This window comes from Pseudoalteromonas sp. PPB1, from assembly GCF_015356275.1.
GTDB lineage: Bacteria > Pseudomonadota > Gammaproteobacteria > Enterobacterales > Alteromonadaceae > Pseudoalteromonas > Pseudoalteromonas rubra_D.
Genome location: NZ_JACEQV010000019.1, coordinates 21,242 through 38,613 on the forward strand (window position 1 = coordinate 21,242; position 17,372 = coordinate 38,613).

The window sequence follows — 17,372 nt, forward strand, 5'->3', positions numbered from 1 at the left end:
TTCCCCTCAAAAGACCAAGTCTACGCCCGCAGTCCAAATCGAATAGTCTCCGACTGTAGGCCGGGAATCTTCACCGCTCACGTACTGAAACTTCAATGCCGCATTAGGATGGAAATCATATCTGACAGACAGGCCAACACCATCAAACTCCCGCATTGCCAGATTGTTTCGAATCGCGACCCCAGTCGCTCTCAGGGTTGGCTGATCTACTCCATTGAGGAAATCCAGATCTTTGTTATCTTGTAAAAACCTTTCGTGATGCACTGTGACGATAACATTATCGACTACACGATAACCAATTGCGGTATACCAGACCTGATTAAATCCATCACTTGAGTCTTCAACTCCATAGTCGGCATATTCCACATCCAGAATGATGCGATCGTAATCTATATGAAACCCGGTGTAACCATACAGGCCATTTTTGCCATCCCAAACAACCGCATCTTTAAACGCCTGAACCTGTTGCTCTGTTGCTCCCTGAGACTTAGCCAGTTCGATTGCTCCCTGAGCTCCTCCAAGGATCGCATTGGTATCAACCGTACCACCTTCGATTTCTACGATGAAAAAGCCACCGTACACAGTCCACCAGTCTTTGGATAATTCTAGCCTTACAGACAGTTCATCTTTAAAGCCAAAAGATTCATCCTGCTGAGTAGCAGCAAGGAAGGTGGTACCACGCCAGCTTCCGTAAAGTACTTTGGTCGATAGTGCATAGTCGCCAAACACAAAGTTGCTGTCTAAAGACACTCCTTCTATTGTGGTAAAGTCAAATCCGATGTAGACCGCTTTGGGTAAACGGCCAAAATTGTGTGTATAGCCAACATTTTGGTATTCAGATTGGTAAAAACTAGGATTGGCAAAGCGCCCCATGCTGATAGTATGTTGCGGATTGATTTCATAGCTTACGTACGCCCACCTTGCCTCAGCATCGAAATCCCCCTTTCCTTCGGCGAGCAGCTGAACAGTTGCACTAAGGCCATCGCCCAGATCTGCTCGTGCCTGAAGAGCAAACAGAGATTCATCAGAAAACGAGATATCGCCATCACCCTCTAGTGTCTCAAATGGCGAGGTGCCCCCATCACTGTCGGCGGCAGTGGCTCTGAGTGAAGCAAACCCATTAAATACGACATCGGCGTAGCTGGCGAAACTGCTCGTCACCAAAGCGCCTCCAATTACCCATTTCATAGCATGATTACAGTTCATAATTTGTCCTACCCGTTAGTCTTATCTGTGCGCGCAGAGTTACATAACGCCTTTTAACCCTAGCGCAAGTTAATCCTTTTGCTAGCGGGGGAATTTTATTTCCCTGATGCAGGTAATACCGGCTCCAATTGCCAGCTCAATGTGTCGTTAATCGTAAGATTTACAGGCCAATCTGGGAATACATAAACGCAACGGCTATCCGTTTTACCGTTTTTTCCGAAAGATAACGACCTCGAACACCTTACCAAGTAGATTTTTGAAATGAATCAAATCAGCCATATTTCAACAACTTATAATGTATGCACCAGAAAGATCTGCGGTCACATCGCGACTGATTGAAAGCCGTAAGGCTCGGGTGCGATGCCTAAAATGTTGTCCAGTAAATAATGCTCAATACAGGGCTCTGACGAAGGAAAGAACGCAAAGCCTTCCCTTTTTTATTTAATTTTTACAAACAATTGGCAAATTGAGCGTTTATGACTAAGACTTGTTACTGTGTTGGACTAGCATCACGCCTGTGCAGGTACAGGCGATCATTGAAGTGATAGTTTGGTGTTTTAATACTGGGGAACTCGGTTATGCATTGGTTTAAAAACCTACCACTGTTTTACAAAATAAGTTTGATTGTTGCTCTGTCTGTCTCCGTGTTCACTGCTAACCTGCTCATTAATTTCTTTGCCTTCCAGAACACTCAAAAAGAGCTCGTACTGCTAGAGCGGCAAATTTACAAAACAGTTCAACTGTCCACAATCAACAGCGTTCTCATCCGCCGGGCAGATGAGCTGTTCAGTCAGGCGGTCTCGTTTGCTGACAACGACGTTATGAATCAGGCCTTGCAAACAGTGCAAGATCTGAAGGCAAACCTCGATGAGCTGCGCGTATTAGATGTTGAAAACAGTACACTGATAAAAAACCAGCTCGAAGTCATTGCCGAATACAAAACACTGTCTGAACGGCTCGCACAAGGTATGATCAATGACACCATTGATTTCAGTACACTTCCAACGCTGGCGAAACAAAAATCAGACCTGTTTGAAAAAGCAGAAAACGGCCTGACGGCCTATCAAAAAAGCGTCGACGAATTATTTCAAAGTACCATAAGAAAGGCATATGAAAGTGGTAATGACGGACTGTGGCTGTCGATACAGTCAGGCGTGGTATTGACGATTCTGCTTGTGATTGTGGCACTGTCCGTTGCTCGCAATATCAGTTTCACAGCCAATGAACTACGTAGCTCATTAAGTGAACTGGCAGATGGACACGGTGATTTGAATCAGCGCATTGAAGTACTGGGTGACGATGAACTCGGTCGCACGGCGCTTAATTTCAATAAATTTATGGACACACTGACTACTGCTATCAATGGTGTTATGTCTGTCTCTCAACCACTCCTGGATACCTCAGAAAAGTTGGTACACAGCACTGAAAAAGTAAGAAGAGTGACAGATCAGCAATCGGCCCAGGCGGCGCAAACACAACAGTCGATTAATGAACTTATTCAGTCCATCGACAGCATAAGCGACTCTGCATCTGCGGCGAACACCGCTGCACATGAAACCGAGCAAGAGGCACATAATGGCCTTTCAGCGGTAACCGATACCATAGCTAATTCGAAAGAGCTGAACCAGCAGATTGGTGAAGCAGCCGAGGCGGTCAATGATCTTGCAAAAGGCACCGGCAATGTCTCATCGATTTTGGATGTAATTAGTTCAATCGCAGAGCAAACCAATTTGCTTGCGCTCAATGCCGCAATCGAAGCTGCCCGAGCAGGTGAACAAGGCCGGGGCTTTGCTGTGGTTGCCGATGAAGTGCGTACACTGGCCTCGCGCACAGGGGATGCCACGACAGAAATACGCACAATGCTCGACTCACTGCAAAATGCTGCTGAACGTAGCGTGAAAATGATGAGCCAGGCCGATGAGCAGGCAAGCAGCAATGAATCCAGAGCGCTAAAAGCCGGACAGGCATTAGAAGAGATCCAAAGTAAAATTGCTAACATTACGCTAATGAACAACCAAATTGCGTCTGCTACAGAACAACAGAGCTCTGTTGCGGCCCAGGTTGCAGATACGATTGAAAAGATGAATGAAGGACAGAAACAGGTTAACGCATCCTTTTCTGACCTGGATGATGTTTCTCACAGACTACATCAGGCTTCAGATCGGTTAGTCTCCGCGACCAGCCAGTTCAAGCTATAAATTTAGCGAGTCTGATAGTACTTTAGCCGGGCTATTCAGCCCGGCACAATGCGTGTAGCCAGGGCATCCAGCCCCCCTAAACAAAACCCCTAATTGCGCTCATAATTTAATCAAAAAACCTTTCTTTTTCGAGTATATAGCTATACTTAGCAGTGCCAACAACACGAGTTTAGCGGAGCTATCCATGAAACTAAAATATACTCTCTTGGTCACAGCGTTAGCATCAACCACACTTCATGCCGAAGTTAACATATCTGGGTTCGCCAGTATGACCGGTGGTCAGGTGTTAAGTGGTTCGGGTGTCCCTCAGTTCGGCCTGGAACCTACTTTTTTGGCTGACTATCCCATCGTGAGCGCTTATAAAGAGGACTTATCCTTTTCGCCTGAATCCCTGATCGGTTTGCAGATCAGCAGCGATCTGGGTGAAGGCTTGAGCGTCACAGGTCAAATTGTCGCCAGAGGTGCCAATGATTATGACGCAGAATTTGAATGGGCTTATGCCTCATACGAAATAAACGACAACTGGACATTTCAGGTCGGTAAGAAGCGTTTACCTTTGTTTTACTACTCTGATTTTTATGATGTCGGGTATGCGTATGTGTGGATGAGGGCCCCTGCCGACAACTATACCTGGCAGATATTTAATTATGAAGGTGCCAACCTGCTGTACAGCGGTGCAATCGGAGATTGGGGTATTTCTGCCAACGTGTACACAGGACGTGAGGACGACACAGAAAATAAACTATTGTCTGAATTCTTCTTCCAAACCCCTACCCGGGAGATTTGGGAAGATATTTTGGGCGGTGTGGTACAACTCAGCTATGACTGGCTCGAGTTGCGAGTCACCCACATGCGCTATACCAACAAGCGTTTTCGTAATGGTGAACCTGAGCTTTGGAACGGCAAAGACAGCCGGGATGGCAAGTTTTATGGTCTCGCCGCCAACGCAGACTTTGGCAATGTCTTTATCTTATCTGAGTTTAACCGACTGGACCTTGATGGTGATTTAGATACCTACATGATCAGTGCTGGCTATCGCTTTGACACTATCACCCCATACATTATGTATTCCAATTTTGAACAAAAAGATGGAGACGACCCGGAAAAACATGATACTCGTGCCGTCGGGGTGAGATGGGATTTCCATCCTTCAGCAGCATTCAAAGTACAATACGACAAAGTCGAAGATGACTCGACTGCACTGGCAGTAGCTGGCGACAGTGAATCACTCACTTTCGGTGTTGATTTGGTTTTTTAGGGGAAATAACATGAGAAATTTAATATACGCAGTGCTATTGTCGTCAGCTTTTAACGCTTATGCTGGCGTATCCGTGATTGTTCACCCTAGCAACGGCAGTAGCTTTGATACCTCAACGATAAACCGTATTTTTACTGGCAAAGAGAAGTCTTTTTCCAATGGGAATAAAGCAATCCCGGTATCACAGGAACCCGGTAATCCGATCACTGACGAGTTTAACAGCAAGGCGCTCAATAAGTCTTCTGCTCAGCTCAAAGCATATTGGTCTAAACTCATCTTTACAGGTAAAGGCACGCCACCCAAGGAAGTTTCTAATGACGCAGAAGTCATCAAAATGGTCTCAGCGAACCCAGATACAATTGGCTTTGTCTCTTCCGATTCGGTGACTGATGCTGTGAAAGTGGTACAACAGTTTTAGACGCTTTGACAATACTTGTAAATCAGTATTAAGCCGGTTCGGATAAACCGGCTTTTACGCAGCAACTCCTGTATTAAGTTGCCCCCTTAGATTAACGCTTACATAAACAATCTTCTTACTACGCCTACCCTCAGCGTTGCATGATAGATACCCTCACATGGTTATTCATCAAATATAGCGAGGGACAAACTCTGACAAATCAGAGACATGGCATTTGTAAGGATCAAATGACGCATATGCGCCTACATTATTCGTCCGGGACCTTAAAGGCGATCTCTTCAGTCTCTAACGAGAAAACTTTCCCATTATCCAATTCTATCGAAATGTAAAAACTCATGTTTCCTGGATACTCAGGCCCCGTATTCAACACCAGATTGCGATTAAAGCCTGCGTTCAAGGGCTCACCATCGCGACCATACTGTAAGAATTCATCAACCGTGAAAAATGTTTTCGTGTCGTTTTTATAAGAATAGTATTTGTTGAGTGCGTCATCATAAGTCACCGAAAACAACGCATTCAATTTGCTCCCAGAAGGATGTTCCTGACTAAAATCCATTGCCGAAGTGATGTCAATTGACACAATGTTTTCTTCTGTCTGAGGGGGCATAAGCGACAGAGCATAAGCCTTAGAAATCAATTGAAAAGGTTTAAATCTATCAAGGGATGTCAATTTGACCGACTCTGTTTGCGTGTTAAGGTGAAATACAACATCCCGATATGTGACAGGCTCATTCATCTGATAAGGAGTATCTAGATTGTACTCAGGAGCATCTGCATCTTGCTCGGCCAGTCGATTATAAATGCTCACTTCAAATCCCTGAGTGACTATCTTAGTGCTTTTTACACTCGGTTTCGGTGGCGTTACAGGCCCTGTTATATCAGGCGTAGTCTCACCATTACCTGAACCACAGCCAACCAAAATACCTATAAGCATAAGTGTTACGAATGCGCGTGTCTTCACTATTACGTTTCCTTAAACAAATTCCAAATGGCATTTTATCTGGATAAATAATAGTGACAACGAATTGCGTGTTATTTAATGTTACCTACTGTCTATGCAGCAACAGATAAAGTGGGCCTGAAACAGTAGAAACTCAGGCCCTTAACTTGATTACTTACACTCCCCTATTACTTTCCACACTGCCCAACGACTTGAATATTCCGCTGGGACCTGATTACGTGTCCACCATTTTGCCTGGTACAGATTGCCGTTATAGCTCACCTGGTTGCCAGCGGTATATACAGTGCCAGCAGACCAGCCACCAGTCCGACAGCCTGGAGCCTTCTCTTTGATGTGAATTTGATGGGTGGCTGAACGTGTCTGCAAACCGCTCTTATCGCTGGCCACGGCATACAGCTCGTAGGTCCCTGCCTCGCTCAAAGTCGTCGACGCACTGAAAGGCTCTAGATTGCTGTTAGCAACTTGTTTGCCGTTAATGAAGTATCGGACCTGAGCCAAATCACCATCTTTATCCGACGCATGAACCAGGAGCGTAATCGGCTGCTCAGGGGCAAACTGACTATCGTTTTTAGGGCTGGTTAATACCACCTCAGGCGCATGTACCTCATCCTGGCTAGGTGTCACTTTGATAAAACGCGTCACAACATCAGAGCGCGCGCCGTCATCATCCACTGCTACTGCACTCAAGGTGTATTCGCCAGCTTGCTGAGCGTTAAAATTAAACGCATAAGGTGTTCGGCTAAGCTTAGTCAGTAGCTGGCCATTCACACTGATCAGCACTTCTTTAACTTCACCATCCTGGTCGGTCGCGTTTAATGCTACCTCTACCCGACTACCTTCCGACACTTCGAGATTATTTGCTGGTGACAAGAAAGTCAGTTCAGGTGCCTGGTTTGGCTGTTCCTGAGTCAGGCCACACTCAACACCGCGCTGCCATACTCCCCAGGAGCCAGAGTTATGCGCAGGGCTTTGACCCCGGTTCCACCATTTAGCAGTATATTCATAGCCGTCAAAGGCCGCTTTATTACCCTGAACATAGACCTGACTTTCTTGCCATTGGGGTGTCTGACATTGATTCGGGTCGATTAACGTAAACCGCACAGGCTCAGAGGTCACGCGCAAGCCTTCATTGTCTTCCACTACCGCACTCAGTTGATAGGTACCGGATTGGTCGCTTTGCCAACGTACCTCAAAAGGCGCTTCGGTTAATGTCTGATATTGCTCACCGTCCACCATAAAGGTCACTTTAGCAACCTCGCCGTAGTCATCTTTCGCATCAGCACTGAAAGTCAGCGCTGAGTTAATCTTAAATCGGCTGCCCTCATCTGGGTTCGTAATGGTGATTTCAGGTGCTTTATTTTCTGTGCAGGCAAACACGCCGACCTGTTTAAATGCCGTGCCAACATCCTTGATATTGTAACCCAGCTCTTCGGCCGCATCCGTTACACCGCAAGCCAGCGATTCAAAATTACCGTTGTACACCCAGTAGTGTTTATTTGCATGCAACATCACCTCATAGGCTTTTTTTACGCCCCAGCCTGATGTGGTAGACAGCAGATAAAAAGCTTTGTTGAATACCCCTGAACTGTAGTGAACATCGAGCCCTATGGTATAATCATCCGCATGACCAATAGACTTGCCGTCTTTGGTTGGATCATCCATATAACGCAGCGCTGTGCGGTTTTTGAAAATGCTGGCACCGATTAACCAATCCACTTCACAATTGCCATCGGCGTCTTGATTCAAAAAGCACTCCAATGCCTCCGACGTCATATCTGAAAACGCCTCGTTCACCCCACCTGACATACTGCTGTACACCAGCTTTGAGTTTTGCGAAGTCACACCATGGGCAATTTCATGGGCGACCACGCCCAGTGATGTGAAAGGATATACGCCATAACGAGACAAGTTGCCATCACCAAACGTCACCTCTTTGCCATTCCAGAACGCGTTGAGATAATTTTCCCGGTAGTGCACCCGCATCACCAGATCGCCTTCCAATGCACGGCTGCTATACCAGTCATCAAACATCTCCAGCGTCGCTTTACCATAATACATCGCATCATTAAGGGGAGAATAGGCACCATTGACTGACTTATGCTGGTTCTCATGACAATCAAACACGAAAGTCTCGGTATTGCTGATGTCATGCTCCATATCGATCACACGAATATCATCATGCGCCAGCGCACAGCGTCCATCGTCACGCTCTGTCGCATAAAACTTGGGCTTATCTTCTCCATAATAGTGGCGGCCGATTTTCTCATTGCCGCCGGGGCCCGTGCCAATTTTGCCGTGCGTGAGCGTCTCTACATGACTCAGGATTTCAGCACTGTGTGCGTCAATGAAAAACTCCGGTCTGCTGGGGGCTTGCTCAGTCTCAGCAAAAAAAGTGACCATGTATGCCAATCTGAAGCCATTCTGGTAAGGATAAACCACCAGTTCAACCTGCTCATCATGCGTGAGTAACAGGTCCGGGATACTGGCCTTTGCGCTACTCAGCGCTTTTTCTTCATCAATTGACGCAACAATTGAATCCAACTTAGGAGCCGGTACCACTGAGCCACTAACTCCAGTGATATTCCCCTCAGGTGAAAACCACACACTAAACAGGTTTTGTGCATCATGGTGTGTGACAATTTCTCCACCGTGTACGCGGACCCCCTGATAATACTGGCTACGACGAAGGTGTTTGCCATCTTCGCTGCGGCTGTGGGTTTTAAATTCAAGGTCTGGCCGCGTGCCCGCCTGACGAGATTGGAAAAAACGCGTAGATTGCTGCAACTGCTCAATGAGCTGCGACTCAAGTTGCTGATTGCTATGGATACTCACTGGTGCTGTACTGGCTGTAGCACCAAACACGCTCATCGCGGCAAAAAAAGACGCTACGGGTGATAATTTGTACATCATTATACTCTTATTGTTCATTGTTTTTATTTATCAGTTGGAAACGCATCCTTGCGCTAATAAGGATTATCCATAACAGCAAGTTAATTTATAGCTTGCGCCAAACACCGTTACTGCCAGGCGCCTGACCTCGGGTCCACCAGCGTGCCTGCCAGGTTTCTCCACCGTGTGTTACTTTGTCTCCGCCGGTATAAACCAGGTCACTACGCCAGGCTCGCACTTTGCCGTCGTCTGGAATGATTTCCTGCCACACGCCCCCTTTAGAAGGCGTCGCTCCTCGTGTCCACCACCGAGCGCGATATTCAACGCCTTTGTAAAACACCTTGTCACCACCTACATACACTTTGCTGGCATCCCAGGTGGTTTTGCCATCGCCAGGTGTCGGATCGGGCGTTTCAACCAGGTTTTTCACCGTGACGTTAAACTGACGCTGTACTTCATGAACACCATCGCTCACGGTCACAGTACCAGTCACAGTCTGTGTTTTATCCACTTCAGAGGCGGTCAGGATGACAGATGCGCCTTGGCCACTGATTGCATGACCAGGCACATTCCAACTATAACTCAGTGCTTTACCTTCCGGATCAGTAGCACTTACAGTCAGCGTTTTGCTGGACTTTTCATCCAGGCTAATACTCGCCACGTCACCAACGACGGGCGCTTTATTTTCAACCACAGGCGCTTTTACCAGCACTTTGACCTGTCGCTGCACCTGGTTTACCCCATCAGAAACCTGCAAAGTAACCGTAAACACCCCGTCCTGAGTGACATTCGGCGCCGTTACGATAACGCTGTCATGCTCACTTTGCAGATTCAGTTGAGCATCACCAGACCAGCGATAAGTCAGTGCTTTACCTTCCGGATCACGCGCATCGACAGTCAGGATATAGATATCACCCGCCGCCAATGTCAGGTTTGTCGGCATAGTGACGACTGGTGCTTTGTTCACTGGCACCGGCTCTGTGACTTTCCCGGCAAGCCCTTCGTGCATCGCATTGAGAATATCACCGTTATCGGCATCAATTTCCCAGGCAAACAAGCCGCCCAGGTTATGTTCACGGACATATTGTCCCTTGGCTCTGACGGAACGCGGACTATCATAGGTAACCAGTTTTCCGGTCTGACGATTCCATACATAGGCAGCTTCGGCTGTGGTGTCATAACCCACTTCAAAGCCATTAATACCTAGCTCATCACTGCCTATCATGTGTGCTTTGAGCCCTTTATAGTCAATAACACCGGCCTCCCAGACGCCCTGTGACGTACTGCCACGCAACTTACCATTGGCCGGCGCGGTCATCGGGTTGTCGGCAATTTGAGCATTTTTCGGATAAACACCTTCCCAGCCACGTCCGTACATAGCGGCACCAACCACCAGTTTTTCACTGGGCACACCTTGCTTAAGTAATAACTGAATTGCATTGTCTAAAGTATAAGCGGGGCCTTTTCTTACCTCTCCTTGCTCATCTATACCGGTACCCTGACATTCATCTGAACTCAGGTGTGAACCACAGTAAATGCCCGTCTGATGGCCTGTTTCATTGTTCCAGCCACCGTAAAAGTCATAGGTCATGGCAAAGATGTAATCCATGTACTGCGCAGCATCGCGATAATCAACATCTTCGATTTTGTCCCAACCGGTACCAATGGCCGATGTCAGTTCATAGTCACGACCTGTCTGGGCTTCCAGCTCATCCAACATCACCCGGAGCTCTTTCATCAACAACACATAGGTTTCACCATCCGTGCTTGCACCTAGGTCTGGGTGGGCACCATCACCGCCCGGGAATTCCCAGTCTATATCCACACCATCATAGAATTTCCAGGTAGTCAGGAACTCGCGCATTGACCTGACAAAGGTGTCGCGGTTCGCTTTGTCCGTAAAGTCAAAGAAAGGATCGGATAAAGTCCAGCCACCTACCGAAGGTAAGATCTTCAGGTCCGGGTTACGCTGTTTAAGCGCCATTAATTGTGCATAGGTACCGCGGATTGGATCTTTACTGCTGATCCCTGGCAAGGCCTTTTGCACTGCAGCCCAGGGGTCGTGGATCACCACTTCATAATCTTCAGAGCTGCCACAGGCCAGCTTTAACGCGCGCAAACTATTGCCATTTTCAATTTCTGCCAGCGAGTCATTCGGCCCGCAGATAGGAATAAAACCATACAATAGGTGAGTCAGATTATCCGCCGGGATCTGAGTCACATCAAAGTTACGACCGTATATACCCCACTCAACAAAATAAGCACCCACCACGGTATTGGGGTCGGTGTCATATTGCTTGTTATTTGGGTTAACGTTTAGCTTAAGCGGCTCCAGGTGCCCACCATCAGTATCTGCGATCACTATTGGCTTACTGGCAGAGGTAGCGCAACCGGACGCATCACACAGTGCGATGCGCAATTCATGACGGCCTGATTTATGATAAGGGAAACGGATCACCCCGCTGGTGGTGCCTTTCGCCAGCTGCCCTTCATTAACCACCTTGTCATCAAAGAACACTTTGTAGCTGTCTCCTCCTTTGCCCGACCAGGCATTCCATTCGATGGCGATATCGACTACTTCTTTGGCCTGGATCAGCTGTTTATAGGAGCCTCTGCCGTATATGTTTACATCAACAAACGAGTAATTTTGCGGTTTCCAGTTAATGCTCGGGGTTGATGGCGCAGCGACAGCTGTCGCTACAGATAAAGCTGACGCGACCGCAGCCGCACTGATCAAATAATTAAACATGTTTTTTCCTCACAAATTGTTATAGTTTTTTCCACACACTGTGCTTGCCAGGTTGCTGACCTCGGGTCCACCAACGGGCCTGATAGCGTTCCCCCTGATAGCGCACCACTGCACCACCCGCGTATGCGACCGAGGCTTGCCATTGGTCTTGCGGCTCAGAGGGTGACGCGATCCGCTCCCAGGCATGGCTGCTGTCTGGCCGCTGTCCGCGAACCCACCACTTGGCGCGGTATTGGCTACCGTTAAAACTGACAATGTCTCCGCCGGTGTAAACCTTATCCGCCTGCCAGGCGTCACTATCGGGTGGTGTTGGTGTGTTGTCCTGGTTAGTCACGGCAATGACCACATTGACAGAGGTGCTTAGCTGCCCGTCAGAGACGGTAACCCTGCCACTGAACTGCGTGTCTTTATCAACCTGTGGAGCCTTGACTGTGATAGTCGAGCCAGTGCCGGAGTAACTGATCTGAGCCGGTAGCTGCCAGTCAAAATGCAGTGTGCTTTGCTGATCATCGAAAGCATGCACATGCAAATGAGCGCTTTGCCCTTCCTGTACGGTCAGTATTGCTGGGGTGTGTACCGTAGGGGGTGTATTCGCAGGTTTAGCCACAATACTGAGGTTGAAGCTATGCGTCTGATCAGTGACAAAAACCTGATTACTCGCCAGGCTGGTTTCATCAAACTGAATGTTGCCATGCTCATCCTGTACGCCGATACGCAGCAGTGAAGCAAACGCCTCATTGAGCTGAGTCGCAAAATATGCAGGCCAGTTGTTGTGATGAGCCTCAGTAATAGTGAGCTTTTCCTGGATCAACTCTTTACCATTGGTGTCAAATACTCGCATCCAAACGGTATCGCCAACATGCGCTTGCTGGCCCTGACGCAGATAGTACCCGGCGCTATGCCAGCTTTGCGGTGGCTGAGGTTCTGATCCCCTGACAATGGTAATGTCACTACAGTTGTAAAAACCTTCTCCGACTACATCGTCCCGCTGCCAGCGGCTGTAAAGGATCGCATCCCCCGAAAAACGCTCGGGAATGGCAACTTTCATTTCATAGTAACGTTTGCCATCGGGTGCCATAAAAAAGTCGATATTGCCATGGCTTTGCACCAGTTCAAGATCAGCCCAGCTAAGTGCTTTGTTTTTAAAATCAACACCCGGCTTGGTCAGATAAAACTGCCAAAAACTGGGATTGTGTGGCGTTGTAGCCCGATAACGAATTTTAACTTGTCCCTTACTGTCGACCGTTACTGGGGTTGTCTGCCAGTCTTTTGAGGGTAAACCCATGCCCGCTTTGTTTTTATCGCCGGCATGACACAAAGTGCCATCAGGAATATTCGCCTCAACCGCGCTTTGATCGTTAAAATTTGCCGTATTGGCAGCGAATTCATGCTTTTGAATAAACTGTACATGACCGGATTTCAAAAATGCGGCACGGCAGGCAGTATTGGGGATCTTGGAACCATCTTTTGGCCACCAGAATCCGCCCTGCTCCTGACAAATCGCCTGACGGGCCTTAGGAAAGTCCATATAACCATGTGCGAATGCCTGATTGGCAGCAGCCAAGCTCATCCCCACGGCGAGAACCGATAGGGTTTTATTATATTTCATAGGGTTATCTCCTGCGGTGGCAAGTATGCCACCGCTATTTATTGAGGATTACAGCGAACAAACCTGCTGCCAGGCGCCACCATTGGACGGCGTGGCATTGGTCCACCACTTGGCTTTGTACACGTAACCGTTGTGGATCAGCATATCGCCACCGAGCGCATGGCTCGGTGTGCCGGCCCAGTTGGTACGCGGCCACTGTGGGTAATGATTGATATTACTCAGTTCAACCCCCTCGCAAAGCGTGCCGGATGGTGGGTTACCACCGGAAGTGTCATCCGATTTTTTCGCTACAGGCAACTGAGGATATTCGCTACTGAAGGCGTATTGTTTGCCACCTTTTTCAATGACAAAATTAACCGGCCCTGTGATCGGCATGTAGTACATAACCTGAGCATTCACGGTCTCGCCTGGTTTAAACGACTCCAGCTGACCGCCCCACTCGTTTTTCAGGGTAATTGAGAAGCGATGGAATGCGTTGTCAAAGCCTCCAATGTTGTTACCGCGTGCATTGCTGGCATCATGCTCTACTTTCATGCCCAGTTTTTTACGGGCATTCCAGTTAGACTTGAAGATCGCAGAGGTTGAGACTGGCACATTAAAGCTGATTGTCGCCCCGCTCAGGTCCAGCTCCGAGTGGTTGGTAAACTGGAATGTAGGTCTGATTGGGTAATTCTGATCGCCAACCGGGAAATCTTTGGCGTTAAAACGGATATCAACCGCTGACTCAGGCACAACAAATTCTGCATCACCCTGCACTGCCGCGTAGTCTGTGCCATTTTGATTGAAGGTGTTGTAGGCGAGACTGGTCATAGTCGAGCCCATGAAGTACTCACCTTTATCTGCATGATAGTCAAAGTCGCCGGCCAGCTCCCAGAACATCACGCCACCCAGGCCTTTTTCAAGCACATAATTAAGCTTGGTCTGCATGGATTCAGTATCTTCCATCGACAGGAAGACTTTCTTCTGTGCGTTGTACAACCAGGGGGCGACAGCGATGTCATCGTAATGCCGCACATAGTCGCCTCGCAGCACATCATCCGGATCTGTAGCAGGTGTCAGGCCATAGTCACTCAGATAACTCGGATTAATACCATGTTGCAGATTTTTTGCGTGCCACAAGGGGTTCGACCCGGCAGCGACTTCCTGGCCATTTTCTATGTCATGCCACAGGTTGTCGATGCCAATGGCACCATTACCACATTTGTTCTTCTCACCAATCCCTGTTCCTTTCGGACAGGCGTTTTGAGCAGGCAATGGCGCACGACCCCAAAGACCATTTTCACCACCACGCACATCCTTAAATCCACGGGTGTAATAAGGAATACCTATGTTGATCCGCCCGGCAGGCAATGCACCTCTGAAATAATTCACGGCCCAGTCTGTGTTGAGATAGCCAATTCCACCAAACTCTTTGGTACCATATACATTCCAGGTTTTCAGTTCAGTGTCTTTACCGGTATCATACAAAGGCGCGTTGTGGCCAACATGGTCATTCCAGGCACCGTGCAGGTCGTAACTCATGATGTTCACAAAATCCAGGTATTGTGCAGTCTGAAAAGTTTCCATGCCCCTTAACAGGTAACCTGAAGAAGGAGACGCTATGGTCAGCATGTAGTGCCTACCATCCTGCTCACCCGCTTTATCCAGCGCTTCACGCAAAGACTTCATCAGCACCTGATAAGACTTATTCAGGCCAGCACGGCGCTGGTTGCTGATGTCAAAATCTTCAGGGTGACCCGAATCTTTCATTGACGACGGATATTCGTAGTCAATGTCCAGACCATCAAACCCGTACTGGCGTAAGAACGCCACAGAGCTGGCAACAAACGCTTGTATCCCATCATGATTCACACTGCCATCGGCATGGGTGGTCATAGTGTAAAATCCGCCACTGTTAACGCGCGTCCCGGTTTCATCGAAGTAACCGCCTGTTTCAGCCCAGCCACCCACAGAAATCATTGTTTTGACGTGTGGATACTGCTTTTTGTAGCGGTTTAACAAGTTGAAATGTCCGGTATAAGGCAGACTTGGGTCCATTTCAGCACCCGCCTCGCCCGGCCAGGTCATATTGGTCGCAGCGTTGCCTTCAGCTTTGGGGTCACCAATACTCAGTTCGTTCTGACTGTTTACATGGGCAAAGGCATAGTTAATATGGGTGATCTTGTCCCAGGGGATGTCATTGACCAGATAGCTTGGCTGATTATTTTTACCATGCCGCCAGCTGGTAAAGTACCCAATCACGCGCCGTGGATGATCAGCCCCCATTTTCTCTCGGCCTTCGCTATCGTACACATCACAGTAAGCACTGGTTACGCCGGGTGTGCGATATAGTCCGGTAGGTAAACAGTCCAACTGACTGGCTTGATCATCACCTGACGCTTTCACAGTAAAAGTACGCGTTATTGTTTCCGACACCAGGCCGTGCTCGTCCGTTGCCTGCAAAGTAAACTCATGACGCCCGGCCGATGTGGCTGACCACTCGTAATGCGCTTGTGCAAGCTCAGTACGCATGATCTCTTGACCATTTAACGTTAGTACCTGAGTTAAGCGGTCATTTTCTTTATCATGAGTTCGCAGTGTAAGTCGGACCAGGTTACCCACCTCGAGTTCGCTGGGCAATTCAGCTGTGAGGCGTGAAACAGGTGCGGTATTTTTTTCTTCCGGCGGTAATGCTGCTACTTTAACAGTGCGCTTTGCCGATACTGACTTTGCGCCATCGTCATCAATTGCAACAGCATGGAAAACGTGATCCCCGACACGTGCCTTCCAGTTGAGCACGTATGGAGCCTCGTCCAGTACTTTAACCAAAGCATCATTGTGATACACAGAAACCTGTCTGACGATGCCATCACTGTCATGTGCACTGAAAACGAACTGAAGCTTTTCGCCTTCTTTTACTGTCATATCACTGCCAGGCAGTTCCATGTCAATCACAGGTGATTGATTAGGTTGCTCATCTCCCAGACACTCTCCCAGTTTGCGCCACTCCTGCCATTGGCCAGAGCGAAGTTTAGGTGATGAACGGTTCCACCAATTTGCCCGGTAAGCTATGTTATCTTGTTGCACTTGCTGGCCAGATGTATATACCTGTCCGGCCTGCCACTGAGGTATCCCACTACAATCCACCGCCGCACTCGCGTGGTGTGCCATTAATGCCAGCGCTATTGCGCTGAGTTTAACAGCTGGCTTTTTTATGTTAACTAGTTGCATAAATGCATCCTCACTTGTTTTTATTTTTTACCTGACATCAATAGAACTTCATTACATCTCTATCCCAGATGCAGGCGGATGAAGTTTATCGAGACAAAAAAACATAACAAGTGACTAGGCAACAATAATAATCTAGTACATTTTTATTGCTTGAAACACATCAACATCAATACAAATTATCACTATATATATGATAACTAATAAGATTATTTATTTGTTGCATATTTATGAATGCCAAGGTATTTGGAAGGTTCCATAATGTATCAATACATTTACAATCAGCACTGGTAAGAACAGCCGTAAGGATGGCTGAATTTTTAAAGGGTAATTCTTTAGGACTGTAAAAATGCAATATTTACTGCATAGTTCAATACGATATATTCACAAAAAATAAGGCGTTATCAAAAAATAAACAATGTTCAAAGCCCGCGCATAATACCAATTTGCTTATTTAAGAGTTCTATTTTGAAGAGAGAAAATAGAGTCAATAACACCACTCCCGCGTCCTGCTATCGCTAAGGCACCTACATCCATATAGGCGAGGCTAAAAATTTGTGAATCTATGTCTAAGGCATAAGGTTCTAAATGAGAAACTTTTAACGCCATTAGCGTCATATTTGCTCCTTCAAATTGAACAGGTATTAAGTGAAATTGGTATAAGTGCAAGAAGCCACAAAAGTATCGAGTCAGACAGGCATAATCATCTGTTCGATGAGCCAGGGTATGTCGAATGTCGAAGCGATAGAGCAGGTCTGATTAAGGTAAGGAAAGAGTCTGTGTCAGCCAGGTTAAATCTGCATGACCTATGATGAGCGCATTTTTAAGCAAAAAAGACCGTCAAAGCAGCATCCGGGCGGGGAATATCCAGAAGCAG

General features: G+C 47.5%; 10 protein-coding genes. 3 read left to right on the plus strand and 7 right to left on the minus strand.

Going from position 1 to position 17,372, the window contains the following annotated elements; all coding sequences use genetic code 11:
• Positions 1 to 6: 6 nt before the first annotated feature.
• Positions 7 to 1,206 (minus strand): hypothetical protein, encoded by a 1,200-nt coding sequence (locus tag IY568_RS17615; RefSeq protein ID WP_125559320.1) that lies wholly within the window; start codon positions 1,204 to 1,206, stop codon positions 7 to 9.
• A 578-nt stretch (positions 1,207 to 1,784) separates the two neighbouring features.
• Here IY568_RS17615 and IY568_RS17620 point away from each other — a divergent pair.
• The 3 genes from IY568_RS17620 (at position 1,785) to IY568_RS17630 (ending at position 5,080) form a co-directional block, all read left to right on the plus strand.
• On the plus strand, positions 1,785 to 3,404 hold the full coding sequence (locus IY568_RS17620) for a methyl-accepting chemotaxis protein (RefSeq protein ID WP_125559317.1): 1,620 nt from the start codon (positions 1,785 to 1,787) through the stop codon (positions 3,402 to 3,404).
• A 184-nt stretch (positions 3,405 to 3,588) separates the two neighbouring features.
• Positions 3,589 to 4,662 (plus strand): porin, encoded by a 1,074-nt coding sequence (locus IY568_RS17625; RefSeq protein ID WP_125559315.1) that lies wholly within the window; start codon positions 3,589 to 3,591, stop codon positions 4,660 to 4,662.
• Positions 4,663 to 4,672: 10 nt separating this feature from the next.
• Entirely contained in the window at positions 4,673 to 5,080 is a 408-nt protein-coding gene (locus tag IY568_RS17630) for a phosphate ABC transporter substrate-binding protein (protein WP_010386095.1), read from the plus strand.
• A gap of 247 nt (positions 5,081 to 5,327) precedes the next feature.
• Here IY568_RS17630 and IY568_RS17635 read toward each other — a convergent pair whose 3' ends face one another.
• From IY568_RS17635 to IY568_RS17660, 6 genes are all read right to left on the minus strand, one after another.
• On the minus strand, positions 5,328 to 6,041 hold the full coding sequence (locus tag IY568_RS17635; protein ID WP_194868276.1) for a hypothetical protein: 714 nt from the start codon (positions 6,039 to 6,041) through the stop codon (positions 5,328 to 5,330).
• Between the two features lie 150 nt (positions 6,042 to 6,191).
• Positions 6,192 to 8,951 carry an Ig-like domain-containing protein gene (locus IY568_RS17640; RefSeq protein WP_228553425.1) on the minus strand — a complete coding sequence of 920 codons (2,760 nt, stop codon included), beginning with the start codon at positions 8,949 to 8,951 and terminating at the stop codon, positions 6,192 to 6,194.
• Between the two features lie 85 nt (positions 8,952 to 9,036).
• Positions 9,037 to 11,679, minus strand: a complete 2,643-nt coding sequence (locus IY568_RS17645) for a glycosyl hydrolase family 18 protein (RefSeq protein ID WP_194868277.1) — start codon at positions 11,677 to 11,679, stop codon at positions 9,037 to 9,039.
• 19 nt (positions 11,680 to 11,698) lie between these two features.
• Positions 11,699 to 13,288 (minus strand): lytic polysaccharide monooxygenase, encoded by a 1,590-nt coding sequence (locus tag IY568_RS17650; RefSeq protein WP_194868278.1) that lies wholly within the window; start codon positions 13,286 to 13,288, stop codon positions 11,699 to 11,701.
• Between the two features lie 48 nt (positions 13,289 to 13,336).
• On the minus strand, positions 13,337 to 16,498 hold the full coding sequence (locus IY568_RS17655) for a glycosyl hydrolase family 18 protein (protein ID WP_194868279.1): 3,162 nt from the start codon (positions 16,496 to 16,498) through the stop codon (positions 13,337 to 13,339).
• 447 nt (positions 16,499 to 16,945) lie between these two features.
• The gene (locus IY568_RS17660) at positions 16,946 to 17,113 is read right to left on the minus strand and encodes a hypothetical protein (RefSeq protein WP_194868280.1); all 168 of its coding nucleotides are present in this window, start codon (positions 17,111 to 17,113) and stop codon (positions 16,946 to 16,948) included.
• Positions 17,114 to 17,372: the final 259 nt, after the last annotated feature.

Bases quoted from the DNA above. Each gene is read 5' to 3' on its own strand.
- IY568_RS17615 (WP_125559320.1), bottom strand. From the start codon at position 1,206: ATGAACTGTAATCATGCTATGAAATGGGTAATTGGAGGCGCTTTGGTG.
- IY568_RS17620 (WP_125559317.1), top strand. From the start codon at position 1,785: ATGCATTGGTTTAAAAACCTACCACTGTTTTACAAAATAAGTTTGATT.
- IY568_RS17625 (WP_125559315.1), top strand. From the start codon at position 3,589: ATGAAACTAAAATATACTCTCTTGGTCACAGCGTTAGCATCAACCACA.
- IY568_RS17630 (WP_010386095.1), top strand. From the start codon at position 4,673: ATGAGAAATTTAATATACGCAGTGCTATTGTCGTCAGCTTTTAACGCT.
- IY568_RS17640 (WP_228553425.1), bottom strand. From the start codon at position 8,951: ATGATGTACAAATTATCACCCGTAGCGTCTTTTTTTGCCGCGATGAGC.
- IY568_RS17645 (WP_194868277.1), bottom strand. From the start codon at position 11,679: ATGTTTAATTATTTGATCAGTGCGGCTGCGGTCGCGTCAGCTTTATCT.
- IY568_RS17650 (WP_194868278.1), bottom strand. From the start codon at position 13,288: ATGAAATATAATAAAACCCTATCGGTTCTCGCCGTGGGGATGAGCTTG.
- IY568_RS17655 (WP_194868279.1), bottom strand. From the start codon at position 16,498: ATGCAACTAGTTAACATAAAAAAGCCAGCTGTTAAACTCAGCGCAATA.
- IY568_RS17660 (WP_194868280.1), bottom strand. From the start codon at position 17,113: ATGACGCTAATGGCGTTAAAAGTTTCTCATTTAGAACCTTATGCCTTA.